Source organism: Blastococcus sp. SYSU D01042 (genome assembly GCF_054050515.1).
Map to the genome: position 1 here is coordinate 427099 of NZ_JBJGZM010000001.1, position 13486 is coordinate 440584.

At 76.5% G+C, this 13486-nt stretch carries 14 protein-coding genes, 1 tRNA gene and 1 riboswitch; of the genes, 5 read left to right on the forward strand and 10 right to left on the reverse strand.

Annotation, left to right across the window (positions count from 1 at the left end):
- Positions 1-7: 7 nt before the first annotated feature.
- A riboswitch (SAM riboswitch) is annotated at positions 8-134 on the reverse strand.
- Between the two features lie 49 nt (positions 135-183).
- Positions 184-1014, forward strand: a complete 831-nt coding sequence (locus tag ACI79H_RS02165) for an HAD family hydrolase (protein ID WP_456552725.1) — start codon at positions 184-186, stop codon at positions 1012-1014.
- Between the two features lie 4 nt (positions 1015-1018).
- On the opposite strand, the gene ACI79H_RS02170 is transcribed toward ACI79H_RS02165, so the two are convergent.
- From ACI79H_RS02170 to rarD, 6 genes are all read right to left on the reverse strand, one after another.
- Positions 1019-1156, reverse strand: coding sequence for a hypothetical protein (locus tag ACI79H_RS02170; protein ID WP_456552726.1), 138 nt, complete (start codon positions 1154-1156; stop codon positions 1019-1021).
- A gap of 70 nt (positions 1157-1226) precedes the next feature.
- Positions 1227-2090: an ABC transporter permease gene (locus ACI79H_RS02175; protein ID WP_456552727.1), complete on the reverse strand. Its 864-nt coding sequence runs from the start codon at positions 2088-2090 to the stop codon at positions 1227-1229.
- Positions 2087-4897: an alpha/beta fold hydrolase gene (locus ACI79H_RS02180; protein WP_456552728.1), complete on the reverse strand. Its 2811-nt coding sequence runs from the start codon at positions 4895-4897 to the stop codon at positions 2087-2089. Before ACI79H_RS02180 ends, ACI79H_RS02175 begins: the two co-directional genes overlap by 4 nt.
- Before the next feature lie 77 nt (positions 4898-4974).
- On the reverse strand, positions 4975-6192 hold the full coding sequence (locus ACI79H_RS02185; RefSeq protein ID WP_456552729.1) for a LytR C-terminal domain-containing protein: 1218 nt from the start codon (positions 6190-6192) through the stop codon (positions 4975-4977).
- Between the two features lie 111 nt (positions 6193-6303).
- Positions 6304-6636 carry a DUF3263 domain-containing protein gene (locus ACI79H_RS02190; protein ID WP_456552730.1) on the reverse strand — a complete coding sequence of 111 codons (333 nt, stop codon included), beginning with the start codon at positions 6634-6636 and terminating at the stop codon, positions 6304-6306.
- A 112-nt stretch (positions 6637-6748) separates the two neighbouring features.
- Positions 6749-7666 carry an EamA family transporter RarD gene (rarD, locus tag ACI79H_RS02195; RefSeq protein ID WP_456552731.1) on the reverse strand — a complete coding sequence of 306 codons (918 nt, stop codon included), beginning with the start codon at positions 7664-7666 and terminating at the stop codon, positions 6749-6751.
- A gap of 42 nt (positions 7667-7708) precedes the next feature.
- Between rarD and ACI79H_RS02200 the strand changes: the two genes are divergently transcribed.
- A complete protein-coding gene (locus ACI79H_RS02200) occupies positions 7709-8107 on the forward strand; it encodes a DUF5313 family protein (RefSeq protein ID WP_456552732.1) in 399 nt (132 codons plus the stop codon).
- Between the two features lie 12 nt (positions 8108-8119).
- Here ACI79H_RS02200 and ACI79H_RS02205 read toward each other — a convergent pair.
- Positions 8120-8195 (reverse strand) — tRNA-Thr (locus ACI79H_RS02205).
- A 49-nt stretch (positions 8196-8244) separates the two neighbouring features.
- The gene (locus tag ACI79H_RS02210; protein WP_456552733.1) at positions 8245-9135 is read right to left on the reverse strand and encodes a LysR family transcriptional regulator ArgP; all 891 of its coding nucleotides are present in this window, start codon (positions 9133-9135) and stop codon (positions 8245-8247) included.
- Positions 9136-9206: 71 nt separating this feature from the next.
- Here ACI79H_RS02210 and ACI79H_RS02215 point away from each other — a divergent pair, with 71 nt between their 5' ends.
- The gene (locus ACI79H_RS02215) at positions 9207-9839 is read left to right on the forward strand and encodes a LysE/ArgO family amino acid transporter (protein ID WP_456552734.1); all 633 of its coding nucleotides are present in this window, start codon (positions 9207-9209) and stop codon (positions 9837-9839) included.
- A 3-nt stretch (positions 9840-9842) separates the two neighbouring features.
- Here the strand turns inward: ACI79H_RS02215 and ACI79H_RS02220 are convergent, their stop codons facing one another.
- Both ACI79H_RS02220 and ACI79H_RS02225 read right to left on the reverse strand, forming a co-directional pair.
- On the reverse strand, positions 9843-10322 hold the full coding sequence (locus ACI79H_RS02220; RefSeq protein WP_456552735.1) for an N-acetyltransferase family protein: 480 nt from the start codon (positions 10320-10322) through the stop codon (positions 9843-9845).
- A gap of 40 nt (positions 10323-10362) precedes the next feature.
- On the reverse strand, positions 10363-11040 hold the full coding sequence (locus ACI79H_RS02225) for a hypothetical protein (RefSeq protein WP_456552736.1): 678 nt from the start codon (positions 11038-11040) through the stop codon (positions 10363-10365).
- 79 nt (positions 11041-11119) lie between these two features.
- Between ACI79H_RS02225 and ACI79H_RS02230 the strand changes: the two genes are divergently transcribed.
- Together ACI79H_RS02230 and ACI79H_RS02235 are read left to right on the forward strand one after the other, a co-directional pair.
- Positions 11120-11896, forward strand: coding sequence for an ABC transporter permease (locus ACI79H_RS02230; protein ID WP_456552737.1), 777 nt, complete (start codon positions 11120-11122; stop codon positions 11894-11896).
- A gap of 106 nt (positions 11897-12002) precedes the next feature.
- Positions 12003-13469, forward strand: a complete 1467-nt coding sequence (locus ACI79H_RS02235; protein ID WP_456552738.1) for a trypsin-like peptidase domain-containing protein — start codon at positions 12003-12005, stop codon at positions 13467-13469.
- The last annotated feature ends 17 nt before the right edge of the window (positions 13470-13486 follow it).

The following is a 13486-nucleotide window of genomic DNA, read 5'->3' on the forward strand; positions in this document are numbered from 1 at the left end:
GACTACCTCCTCATCTTCCCTGCACCGGGCCGTCGAGCCGCGCAGGACGGAATTGGCACCTCCCGCTGCGCGAGCGCAGTCGGCGGTTGCCGGGGCTTCATCGGGCCGTGTCCCTCTGCCCCTCTGGATGAGTGAACGTCCGCACTCTACCCACCCGCCGCGGCCGGCCGGGCGGCGGACAGGATGGAGCGCGTGGCAGCGCGGATCGTCTACACCGACCTCGACGGCACGATGGTGGGCCCGCGGGGGTCGTTCTGGCACACGGCCGACCGCGACCTGACCGCCGAGCCGGCCACCGCGCTGCTGGAGCTGCACCGGGCCGGCATCCCGTTGGTGCTGGTCAGCGGCCGGACGCTGGGCCAGGTGGTGGAGGCGGCCCGCATCTTCGCCGCCGACGGCGCGATCGCCGAGCTGGGTGCGGTGGTCAGCTGGGACGGCGGCCGCGAGCGCCGGGAGCTCACCGGCGAGCTGCCCGCCGAGCACGCCGGGCGGACGCCGATGGAGGTCATGGCCGCGCTCGGCATCGTGGAGGAGCTCATCGCCGAGCACCCCGGCCGGCTGGAGTGGCACGCGCCCTGGCACGCCACCCACGACACCGACGCCCTGCTGCGCGGCCGGGTGGACCCGGTCGCGGTGGACGCCTGGCTCGCCGACCGGGGCGCCGGCTGGCTGACGCTGAACGACAACGGCGCGATCCAGCCGACGTCGCGGATGACGCTGGACGGCGATCCCGCGCCGCCGCGGGTCTACCACCTCATGCCGCGCGGGATCTCCAAGGGCGCGGCGATCGCCTGGGACCTCGAGCGCCGCGGCATCGACCCCGCCGACGCCGTCGCGATCGGCGACAGCACCAGCGACCTGGAGATGGCGCCCGCGGTCGGCCGGCTGTGGATCACCGCGAACGGGGCCGCCGTCGACGGGATGGCCGACCGCATCGCCGCCGTCCCGAACGCGGCGGTGACCGCCGCGGCCATGGGCCAGGGATGGGCGCAGGCGGTCCGCGCCGGGCTCTGACCGCTCAGTTCCGCCGGTCGACCGGCCGCACGACGCGGCGGCACCGGCGGCAGGCCGCGGTCCCGTCGGGGCGCAGCGGGCCGAAGCGGTGCCCGCGCCACCAGCAGGTCAGGCGCGCGAGCACGGCGTCGGGCGAGCTCATCCGCGTGCCTCCCTCGGGCGTCGGGCGAACAGTGTGGCAACGGACCGCCCGTGCGCGTCGAGCGGGAGGGCTAGCTGGTCACGTCCCGGCGGGCGAAGTGCCGGAAGCCCAGCGCGGTGAAGACGGCGGCGTAGACCAGCGACTGGACGACGCCGCGGAACAGGTCGCCGTCCTCGACCGGGGTCTGCAGCAGGTCCACCCAGGCGAACTCGCCGGCGGTCGGGAACCAGTCGCGCAGCGAGCCGAGCTGCTCGACCTGGTCGAGTATCGCGAAGACGAACATGGTGAACACCGCGCCGCCGACGGCGGCCAGGGGCGCGTCGGTCGCGGTCGAGAACCAGAAGGCCAGCGTGCCCACGACCAGCAGGTGGACGGCGAGGTAGCCGAGCATCCCGGCCAGCCGCACGAACCCCTCCCCCTGCGCCAGCGTCACGCCGACCGGGGTCTCCACGGGTCCGGCGCCGAAGGCGATCGAGCCGGCCACCACCGAGACGGCGGCCAGCGTCAGCAGCGCACCCACCGAGAGCACCAGGGCCGCCAGCCATTTCTGGCGGAGCAGCCGCATCCGCGGCACGGGGGTGGCCAGGGTGTAGCGCAGCGCTCCCCACTGCGCCTCGCTGGCCACGGTGTCGCCGAAGAACAGCGCGTACACGACCACCAGGAAGAACCCGGTGGTCGCGAAGAGCACGAAGAGGGTGAAGTTCAGCCCGCTGGCGGTGGCGACGTCGACGAGGTTGATCCGGTCGTTCTCCCCCGCGTCCTCGCCGGCCCCCAGCTGGAGGGCGGCGATGAGCACCAGCGGCAGCGCCACCATGAGCGCGAGGACGCCGAGCGTCCGGCGCCGGGCGAACTGCCGGCGCAGCTCCACCGCCAGCCGCAGCGTCCGCTCCGGCCGGTAGCCCGCCGCCGCACCGCTCGCCTGCACCCCGCTCACGACTCCCCCACCAGCGCCAGGAACGCGTCCTCGAGCCGGCGCCGCGGCGTGAACCGGTCCACGTCGATCCCGGCCTCGACCAGCGCGCGCAGCGCCTCGGCCCTCGGCACGCCGCCGAGCTCGGCGACCACCCCGTCGTCCGTGCGCTGCGCGCGCACGCCCGGCAGCTCCTCCAGGACCGCGATCGCGCGGCCCTCGTCGGCCTCGGCCACCCCCAGCGTGACGGCACCGCCGGCGCCGACGATCTCCTCGACCGTGCCCTGCGCGATCTTCTGGCCCTTGGCCATCACGACGACGTGGCTGCAGGTCTGCTCGATCTCGCTGAGCAGGTGGCTGGACACGACCACGGTGCGGCCGGTCGCGGCGTAGGAGCGCAGCACCTCGCGCATCGCGTGGATCTGCGGCGGGTCCAGCCCGTTGGTCGGCTCGTCGAGCACCAGCAGGTCGGGCAGACCGAGCATCGCCTGCGCGATCGCGACGCGCTGCCGCATGCCCTGGCTGTAGCGGCGCACCGGCCGGTCCAGGGCGGCCCCGAGGCCGGCGACCTCGATCGCCTCGTCCAGGTGCGCGTCCTCCGCCGGGCGGCCGGTCGCGGCCCAGTACAGCCGCAGGTTCTCCCGGCCGGACAGGTGCGGCAGCAGGCCGGTGCCCTCGACGAACGAGCCGAGCCGCGAGAGCACCGGGGCGCCCGGGCGCGCGGCGTGGCCGAAGATGCTGATCCGCCCCTCGGTGGGCCGGATCAGCCCCATGAGCATGCGCAGCGACGTCGTCTTGCCCGCGCCGTTCGGCCCGAGCAGGCCCAGCACCTGCCCGCGACGCACCTCGAAGGACAGGTCGCGGACGGCGACGAACCCGTCCTTGTAGGCCTTGGTCACGCCCTCGAAGCGCAGCGGCACGTCCTCGCCGTCGGGCTCCACGGCGCTGACCTGTCGGTCGCGGCGCCGGCCCACCACCCGGGCGGCGGCCCAGCCGAGCAGCCCGAGGGCGGCCAGGCCGGCCAGCAGCAGCCACCAGCGGGACGAGCCGCCGGCCGCCTCCGCCGTGCCCTCGACCGACGGCACCAGGACGCCCGCCCCGTCGCCGGCGAGGGCCACCGAGTAGACGGCCGGCTCGACCGGCAGGGCGAACCCCTGGTCGGTGGAGGAGACCACCAGCCGCACGGTGTGACCGGCCTCGAAGCGGTGCACGATCGCGGGCAGCGTCACGCTCACCCGGGTCGGCGCGGCCGGGTCGGCCGACAGGCCGGTGAGGGCCAGGGGTGCGACCAAGCCGCCGGGCAGCGTCGTGGCACCGCCGGGGGCGACGTCGTACAACTTGGCGAAGAGGGTGGCCGAGCCGCCGGCCGCGGAGACGTCGAGCTCCACGGTCGAGGCGCCCACCGCCTCCACGGCCTCGTCCAGCGGTGCGCTGTCGAAGCGCGCGGACTGGCCGGGGATCTCCAGGGTCGAGCCGCCCAGCGCGGCGGTGAGCGCGCCCAGGCCCGGCACCGTGGTGAGCGCCGCGGGCGTGCCGCCGGCGGGGTTGACGACCGGCTGCACGGGACCGTCGAGCCCGAGCTCCGTCCGCTCGACCGCGGGGCCGTCGTCCAGGCCGGGATAGCGCTCGGCGGTCACCGTCCGGCTGCCGCCCTGGACGCGGCCGACCGTGCCGGCGGTGCCCAGCCCGGTCGGGGCGGGGAACTGGAAGCCCGGCACCGCGACGTCGCCGTCCTCCCGCAGGTGCCGGTCGAACCAGTCGCCGACCCGCTGCCTCAGCTCGCCGGTGACCCGGTCCGACGCCGGGGCGTCGTGGCCGCCCGCGTACCAGAGCACCGAGACCTCGGTGCCGTTGGCCGCGATGCCGCGGGCGTTCGCGTCGGCCTCGCCCAGTCCGAACAGCGAGTCCTGCGTGCCCTGGACCAGCAGCGTGGGTGCCGTGATCCGGTCCAGCACGCCGGCCGGGCTGGCCCGGTCGAGGACGGCGGCGATCTCCGGGGTCAGCTCGCCGGTCGAGGCGGCGGCCTCGTAGGCGGCGCAGACGTCGGGGCTGAACCGTCCGCAGGTGAGCGCCTGCGTGATCCCGTCGACGTCGACGTCCGCCGGCCGGGCGTCGTCCCCCGGGCTGTTCCCGCCGAGGAGGTCCCGCAGGTCCCCCGAGGGCGCGGCGCCCAGGCCGAAGAAGATCCCGGACCACAGCCGCTTGTAGACGCCGTCCCCCTCGGTCCGGGCGGTCGCGGCCGGCGTGCCGGCGGGCGGCTCACCGGTCTGCGAGGGGAACAGCGCGGAGGTCAGCGAGTGCCAGGTGATCTGCGGGGCGATGGCGTCGATGCGGTCGTCGTAGGCCGCGCCCAGGAGCGCCAGCGCGCCGCCGTAGGAGGCCCCGGCCACGCCGACCCGGGGATCCCCGTCGCCGTCCTGGACGACGTCGTCCCGGTCGGCCAGCACGTCGACCAGCGCGGAGAGGTCGGCGACCTCGCGCTCTGGGTCGTCCAGCCCGATCTGCCCGGTGCTGGCGCCGAACCCGCGGGCGGAGAAGGCGAGCACGACGTAGCCGCGGTCGGCCAGGGCGCGGGCGTCGCCGTCCACCGACTCCTTGCTGCCGCCGAACCCGTGCGCGAGGACGACGGCGGGCGCCGGGCCGTCGCCGTCCGGCAGGTACAGCGTCGTGTCGAGCTCGACGGCGTCCGTGCCGGAGCCGGCGGGGACGCGCGCCTCCTCGGTCCGGACGCCCTCGGCCGCGGCCGCGGGGGCCGGCGCGAGGACGGTGCCGGAGACGAGCAGGGGCAGCAGGACGGCGAGCGCGCGCCGGGCGCCGGAGCGCGGACGCACGGGCCCGCGGGAGCGACGCACGCAGCGCCAACGGACGGCGCGCAGCGGGTGTTCCGCCCGCCGTCAGCGGATGCGGATCAGGGCGTCCAGTCCCCCGCGGCCACGATGACCAGGCTCGGGGTCGTGATCTCGGCGGGCAGCTCGAAGAAGCGCGGCGCCGGGCCCTGCAGCTGCGGGAACTGGTCCACGAGCTGCACGGCGGCCTGGCGCTGCGTCTCGTCGCCCTCGGTGAAGAAGACGGTGGTGGCCGGGACGTCGTCGCCCTCGTAGGCACCCACGCCGGGGGACTCCCAGCCGCCGCTGACGACGGCGCCGGAGATCTTGGCGGCCAGGCCGGTGGTGCTGGTGGCGTTGAGCACGACCACGGGCACGCGGACGGGGGCGGTCACGACCGGCTCGATCGGGATGGTCTCGGGCGCGAGCTCCGGCAGCGGTGCGACGGGGACGACGGGAGCCGTGGTGGGGGCGGTCTGCGTGGTCGCCGCGGCCTCGTCGGTCTTCGGCGAGGTGAACTGGTAGACGCCGAGGACGCCGGCGGCCACGACGGCCATGGCCACCAGGCCGGTGGCGACGCGGCGCGGGGCCCGGCGGGGCTCCTCGTCCAGCAGCGCGACGCCGCTGTCCTTGGCCGCCTTGCGGCGGGCCTGGTCGGCCGCCTGCCGCTCGGCGCGCATCGCGGCGCGGCCACCCACCGGGCCGGTGGAGCGCGCGGGGCGCGGCTCGGCGACGTCGTCGACGAGCTCCTCGATGTCGGGGAGGTCCTCGCCGCGGCGGGTGACGGTCCGCTCGGGGATGAGCGTGGTGGACGGTGACGCGGGCGCGAGCGCCGCGCGCATCTCCTCTTCCGAGGGCAGCTCGGAGCGCGAGGGCTTGGTCCAGTCGCCGTAGCGCGCGTCGGAGGCACCGGCGGACTGGCGCGGCAGGCGCGGAGCGGGCTCGTCGGTGCGGATCCCGGTCGGGCCGGTGCCCAGCAGGTCGGCGTCGTTCCCGGGCCAGGCGCGCTTGCGGCGGGCGGCGGCCGCCTCGGCGGCGCGGAGGCTCTCGGCGAGCGCGCCGGCGGTGGGCAGCGAGGGCGCGGCCGGTGCCGGGGTGGCGGGCGCCGGGGCGGCCGACCGGCTCGGGGCCGGGACGGGGGGCAGCGGGAGCCGCGACCGCTGGGCGGCGGGCTCGGCTGGGCGGTTGGCCACGGCGGCGGCGGTGGGACGGCGCGACGGGGCGGCCTCCAGGCGGGCGCGCTCGCGCCCGGGAGCGGTCGGGTGGTCGCTCAGGCCGGCGTCGGGGACCCCGCGCCACAAGGCGTCCGGAGCGTCCGTCCGTCGGCGGCCGCCGACGACGGGAGAGCTCGGTCCGTCACTGCCTGATCCCGCGTGCCTGCCCACGGTCACGAAATCTAACCGGTGTAACTCTCATTGCCCAGGACCCCGAGACGGACGCGTCCGCCGCCGTGCCCGCACGCGGCGCAGCCGCCCGACGAGCAACGGGTCGGCGGCCAGCGCGGCCGGCTGGTCGACCAGGGCGTTGAGCACCTGGTAGTAGCGGGTCGGGCTGAGCGCGAAGCGGTCGCGGATCGCCGTCTCCTTGGCGCCGGCCGCGCGCCACCACTGCCGCTCGAAGGCGAGCATCGCCAGGTCGCGGTCGGACAACCCCAGCGGCGCGACCTGCACGGATGCCCCCGGTGAGGGGACGGCGACCCCGTCGCCCTCCACCGGTGCGACCGCCGCCGACAGGTCGGTGCTCATGCTCGGGTCCCCCTGCGGTCCGTCCGGCCGGCCCGTGGTCCGGGCGGCTCGGGAGGGACGCTAGACCGCACCTCCGACAGTTCCGGACGGCCGCCCGGGACCGCGGCGGACGTCACAATCCGGCCGGCACGACCTCCGGAAGCGACCGGCGTGTCCCTGCTCTGGCGTGTCGCAGGGTGTCCGCGGTGAACACGGCGAGGGCGAGCCAGACGATGGCGAAACCGGCCAGCCGGGCCGGCGGCATCGGCTCGTCGTAGACGAAGACGCCGACCGACAGCTGCATCAGCGGGGTCACGTACTGCAGCAGCCCGATGGTGGACAGCGGGATGCGGCGGGCCGCCGCGGCGAAGAGCAGCAGCGGGACCGCGGTGGCGACGCCGGAGACCGCGAGCAGCACCGCGTGGCCGGCGCCGGCGTTGCCGAACGTGCCGCTCCCGTCGGCGTGCAGGACGGCCAGCACGGCGATCGCCGGGACCGTCACCAGCAGCGTCTCGACGAACAGCCCGGGCGCGGCCTCGACGCGGACCAGCTTCTTCATCAGGCCGTACAGCCCGAAGGAGACCGCCAGGCTCAGCGCGATCCACGGCGGGCGGCCGTAGTCGACGGTCAGCACGGCCACCGCGACCGCCGCGATGCCGACGGCGACCCACTGCAGCCGGCGCAGCCGCTCGCCGAACACGACGACGCCCAGCAGCACGCTGACCAGCGGGTTCACGAAGTACCCGAGCGAGGTCTCCACCACGTGCCCGGAGTTCACGCCGTACACGAAGATCAGCCAGTTCGCGGCGATCAGCAGCGCGGCGCCGGTCAGGACGAGCAGGGTGCGCCGGTCGGTGAGGGCCGCCCGCACGTGCCCCCACCGGCGGACGACGGTCAGCAGCAGGGCGACGAAGACGACCGACCAGACGACGCGGTGGGCCACGATCTCCAGGCCGCCGGCGGGCTCCAGGAGCGGGAAGTACAGGGGGAACAGCCCCCACATGCTGTAGGCGGCCAGCCCGGAGGCGACCCCCAGGCGACGCTCGTCCACGGGGCGCCACCGTACGCCCGTGCGCGGCCTACCTTCGGTGGCGTGCACGAGGACCGACCGAACCCGGTGCAGTGGGTCTGGTACGCGCTCGGCGGCGGGCTCCCCCGGCGGCTGTCCCCGTGGGTGCTGGCCGACACGACCGGCCGCACGTGGATCTGGCGGCACTTCGCCCGGGCGCTGGTGCAGATGCTGCCGCTGGTCGTGCTGTGCCTGGCCGTGCCGCCGGTGGCGTTCTCCTACCGGCTCTCCGCCGCGTTCGGCGGCCTGCTGATCGGGCTGCTGTTCTCGATGGCGTTCATGACCGAGACGACCGAGCACCGGGTGGTCAAGGCGGGCTTCCCGCCCGGGACGGCGGCGCGGCTCCGCGAGGAGCGCGCCGAGCGCGAGCGCGTCGAGCGGCGGGCGCCCTACCGCCGGGACGGCGCGGGCAGCTTCGACTGAGCCGGTCGGGAGTGGAGCCGACGAGGGGACTTGAACCCCTAACCGCCCGATTACAAGTCGGGTGCGCTACCAGTTGCGCCACGTCGGCGGGCGCGGGACGGATCCCGCGGGCCCAGGATAGGGACAGCGGCGCCGCCTCAGCGGTGGGCCGGCCCCACCCGGCGCAGCTCCCGGCCCGCAGCGGCGAGCACCGCTTCCCGCACCCGGTCGAGCGTCGCGGAGCGCAGCCGCCACTGCTGCCAGTGCAGGACGACGTCCACCGCGCCCCGCGGGTCGAGCTCGACCAGGCCCGGCCGCACCTGCAGGTCCGGCACCATCCCCCAGCCCAGGCCCAGGGCGACGGCGTGCACGAAGTCCGCCGACGCCGGTACGTGGTGGGCCGGCGGGGCGACGCCCTCCCCCGCCCGGGCGTGCAGGTAGCGGTGCTGGAGCTCGTCCTTGCGGTCGAAGACGACCACCGGGGCGCGACCCAGCGCCTCGGCGGTCGGGCCGTCGGGGAGCCAGCGCCGCACGAAGCCGGGGGCGGCCATCGGCCGGTAGCGCATGGCGCCGAGCAGCGTCGCCGTGCAGCCCGGCACCGGGTCGGCCTCCGCGGTCACCGCCGCCATCACCGTGCCCGAGCGCAGCAGGGCGCTGGTGTGCTCCTGGTCCTCGCGGTGCAGGTCGACGCAGACCTCGCCCGCCAGCGGCGCCAGGGCGGGCAGCACCCAGGTGGCCATCGAGTCGGCGTTCACGGCGATGGGGAGCGCGGGGACCCCGTCCGGCGCGACGTCCCCGCCCAGCTCGCGGGCCAGGTCGGCGGCGAGCAGGTCGACCTGCCGCGCCAGCCGCAGCACCGCCCGTCCCGAGTCGGTCACCTGCACCGGCTTGCTGCGCACGAGCAGGATCCGGCCGGTCGCCACCTCCAGGGCCCGCAGCCGCTGGCTGACGGCCGACGGGGTCACGTGCAGCGCCCTGGCCGCGGCCTCGAGCGTCCCCTCGCGCACCGTCACGTCGAGAGCGCGCAGCTGACCGGGGTCGAGGTCCATGAAGCAACGCTAACGGCGGTGAGAAATGATGAGCTGGACCGGGCGGCTCGTGGTTCCTACCGTCGGCCTCCGTGTCCACGACCCCGGCCCTCGTCGCCCTCGGGTCCGGGCTGGTGCTGGGCCTGGGGCTCATCGTGGCCATCGGGGCCCAGAACGCCTTCGTGCTGCGCCAGGGCCTGCGGCTCGAGCACGTCGCCGCAGTCGTCGCGGTGTGCGCGCTGTCCGACGTCGCCCTGATCGCCGCGGGCGTCCTCGGCGCCGGCGCGGCGATCTCCCGGGCGCCCGCCCTCGTCCCGGCGGTCTGCTTCGCCGGCGCGGCCTTCCTCCTCGGCTACGCCGTCCTGGCCGGCCGCCGGGCCCTCCGCCCCGGCGTGCTGCTGACCGAGACGGGCGGCGTCCGCACCGGGCTCGCGGCGGCCGTCGGCACGTGCCTGGCGCTCACCTGGCTCAACCCGCACGTGTACCTGGACACCGTGGTGCTGCTCGGCTCGACCGCCGCGACCTACGGCGAGCACCGGTGGCCCTTCGCCCTCGGCGCCGGGATCGGCAGCGTCGTCTGGTTCACCGCGCTGGGGTACGGCGCCCGCCTGCTGCGGCCGGTGTTCGCCCGGCCCGCGGCCTGGCGGGTCCTGGACGGCGCCATCGCCGCCGTGATGACCGGGCTGGCCGTCTCCCTGGTGCTCCGCGGGGTGCACGAGCTCTGAGCGTCAGCGGGACGCCGGCTCCCAGCGGTAGCGCACGTCGGGCTCCCGCTCCTCGTTGCCCGAACCGTCGGTCCGCTCCACCGCCACGAACCCGTGCCGCTCGTAGAAGCGCTGCGCCGGCCGGTTGACCTGGAAGGTCCACAGCTGCAGACCGCCGGGCGAGCGCCGCCGGGCCAGGGCGAGGAACCGCTCGCCGATCCCCCGCCCGCGGAACTCCGGGGCGAGGTAGAGCTGGTCGATCCAGCCCGGGGACAGCGCGCACACGCCGACCAGCGCATCCACCGTCTCCGCCACCCAGGTGCCCTCCGAGGGGACGACGACGTCCTGGATCCACCGGCGGACCTCGTCGTCGGGATGCACCCGGCGCACCGTCGGCAGGGCGGCGTCGAAGGAGCGCAGCCAGACGTCGGCGACCGCCGGACCGTCGTCGGGCTGGGCGGGGCGCAGCACGAACGAACGCAGCACCACGGGCTCGGGCGTCACGCGGTCAGGCTGCCAGCCCCTGGACCCGCCGCTCGACCCGTTATTCGCGCACGAACTCCGCCGGGTTGCTGGCCCGGTCGGTCCCGGGCGCCAGCCAGCGCGCGAACCCCGCGGGATCGCGCCGCTCCAGCTCGTCGAGCACCGCCTGCCGCCGCGCCGCGACCGCCTCGCGGGTGCCGGGGTCCGGCACCGCGTCCAGCACCGCCGTCGTGCGCTGCCACTCCTCCCCCAGCGCCTCGGCGCTGAGGCTGCGGACCGGCGGGAGGACCGCCCGCGCGCTGCCGGCCGAGCCGATGCGGAAGCTCGGCGCCGGTGGGTGCAGCGGGGACAGGACGACCGGCCCCTCCGGCTCGGCCGGGAGCGGCGCTCCGGCCGCTGCGGCACGGCCCGGGTCGGGCCGGCGCAGCACGAACGCGGCGACGGCGAGCAGCGCAGCGGCAACCAGGGTCACCGCCGTCCCGACGAGCAGGGCGGCCCCGCACAGCACCAGCAGCCCGCCGGCGGTCCGTGCCGCCGCCCGCGCCCCCGCGGCCAGGGCCGCCTCGCGCTCCCGGAACTCCTCCCACGCCGCGCCCGCCCAGCCGGCGCCCACGAGGGCGGTCAGGACCGCCAGGCCCAGGACCGCCGAGCCGTCCAGCACGAGCGCGCCGGCGACCGCCAGGGCGGCCGCGAACGGTGCAGCGAGGACCAGCGCGGGCCGTCCGGGGAGACCGTGCACGGGCGTCCTCCTGCTCGGGTCGTGCGACGTCGACGGCCGGCCGCCTGGCCACCCGCTCCACCCGGCAGTATCCACGCCCGTGGGCTCCTCCGTCGTCGACCCGGATCTCCGCCTGGCCGTCGTCCTCGTCGCCCTCACCGCCCTCGCCGCGGCGGCCGGCCGGTTCTCCGGCCTGGGCGAGCAGCGGCCGGTCCTGGTCGCCGTCGTCCGCGCCACGGTCCAGCTGGCGGTCGTCTCCGCCGCGCTGCTCGCGGTGGTCCGGTCCTTGGCGCTGTCGGCCGCCTTCGTCGTCCTCATGGCGGTCATCGCGACCACCACCGCCGCGGGACGGGTGACTGGCCTGCCGCTGCGCCCCCCGGGCGTGCGCCGCAGGCTGCTCGCCACCGCGCTGCCGATCGTGGGCGGCGCCGCGCCGGTCGTGCTGCTGGTGCTGGCCAGCGGCACGGTGCCCTTCCGCGGCGAGTCGGTCATCCCGATCGCCGGCATCCTGATCGGCGGCGCCATGACGGCGACCTCCCTGGCCGGCCGCCGGCTGCGCGAGGAGCTGGTGCAGCGGCGCGGCGAGGTGGAGGCGGCCCTCTCGCTGGGGCTGCTCAGCCGCGACGCCGTGCTGTTCGTGATCCGGCCCGCCGCGGCCTCGGCCCTGATCCCGCCGCTGGACCAGACCCGCACCGTCGGACTGGTGACCCTGCCCGGCGCCTTCGTCGGCGTGCTGCTCGGCGGGGGCACCCCGCTCGAGGCGGGCGCCGCCCAGCTGCTCGTGCTCGTCGGCCTGCTCGCCGCCGAGGTGCTGGCCGTCTGGGCCGTCACTGAACTGGTCGGGCGCGGGGCATTGCTGGACGACGTGCCGCGTTGAGTCGTCCAGGCAGCTCACAGGCAGCCTCCAGCCCCGCGACAGTGCGGAGCCGGACAGTGGGACCGTCGCGCCGGCCGGATGGCCGCGCGGAGGGAGGAGACGACCAGTGAGCGAACACGGATCGACGGGCTCCACCGGCCCGGCCGGGCCCGGCGACGGCACCGGCGCGCAGCCGCAGGGACCGGACCGCCAGCCGACCGCTCCGCAGCCGCAGCTGGGCCAGGCCGGCTCCGCGCAGCAGCCCTACGGCGGGCAGTACGGCTCGCCGCCCTACGGTCAGCCGTACGGGCAGCCGTCTTACGGGCAGCCGTCGTACGGCGCCTACCCGCCGCCCGGGGGTGCCCGGCCGCCGGCGACGAACCCTTCCTACTGGGGTCCGCCGCGCATGCCGACGACCCCCGTCCCGGCCGCCTTCGGCAGCGTCCCCCCGGGCTCCGGCCCCGCCGAGCCGGGCGCCACCGCCCAGCCGGTCCCGCCCGCCCCCCGCCCCGGCCGGATGCGGATGGGCCTGGCCGGACTGTTGGCCGGCGCGCTCATCGGTGGCGCCGCCGGCGCCGGCGTCGTCACGCTCGGGGACGACGACGGCCGTGCGGGCGGGTCGACGGCCGCGGCGCAGAACGTCGTCATCGAGAACCCGGAGTCGGCGACCACCGCCACCGCCGCAGCCGCCAAGGCCGCGCCCAGCGTGGTCACCGTCTACGTGACCAGCCGGTCCAGCGCGGGCAGCGGCTCGGGCGTCGTCCTCACCGATGACGGCTACGTGCTCACCAACAACCACGTGGTCGAGAGCGAGGGCGGCACCGTGCAGGTGCGCACCTCCGACGGCACGCTCTACGACGCGGAGGTGGTGGGCACCGACCCGTCCGCGGACATCGCCGTCCTCCGGCTCGAGGGCGCCGAGGGGCTCACCCCCGCCACCTTCGCCGACTCCGACGACGTCCAGGTGGGCGACGTGGCGGTGGCCATCGGCGCGCCGCTGGGCCTGTCCAACACGGTGACCGACGGCATCATCAGCGCGACCGACCGCGCGGTGCAGACCGGGTCCACCCCGAGCGAGGCCACGGTCATCGACGCCATCCAGACCGACGCGGCGATCAACCCGGGCAACTCCGGTGGGGCCCTGGTCAACGGCGCCGGTGAGGTGATCGGCATCAACACCGCGATCGCCACCGTCGCCTCCGGTGGGGTCGGCGGCGACGCGCAGAGCGGCAACATCGGCGTCGGCTTCGCCATCCCGAGCAACGCCGCGAAGCGGATCGCCGACGAGATCCGCGAGACCGGCAAGGCCACCCGGGCCTTCCTCGGGGTGAGCGCCACCACCGCCGCCGCCGGGCGGAACACCGAGGTGGGCACCGGCGCCGAGGTGGTCAGCCTGGAGCCCGACAGCGCCGCGGGCGACGCCGGCATCGAGGTCGGCGACGTCATCACGGCCATCGGCGACCGCCCGATCACCAGCTCCACCGAGCTGACCGCGGCGGTCCGCAGCGAGGCGCCGGGCGCCACGGTGGAGCTCACCGTCCGCCGCGGCAGCAGCGAGCGCACCGTCGAGGTCACCCTCGGCACCACCGGCTGACGTCTCGGGAGCGGGTG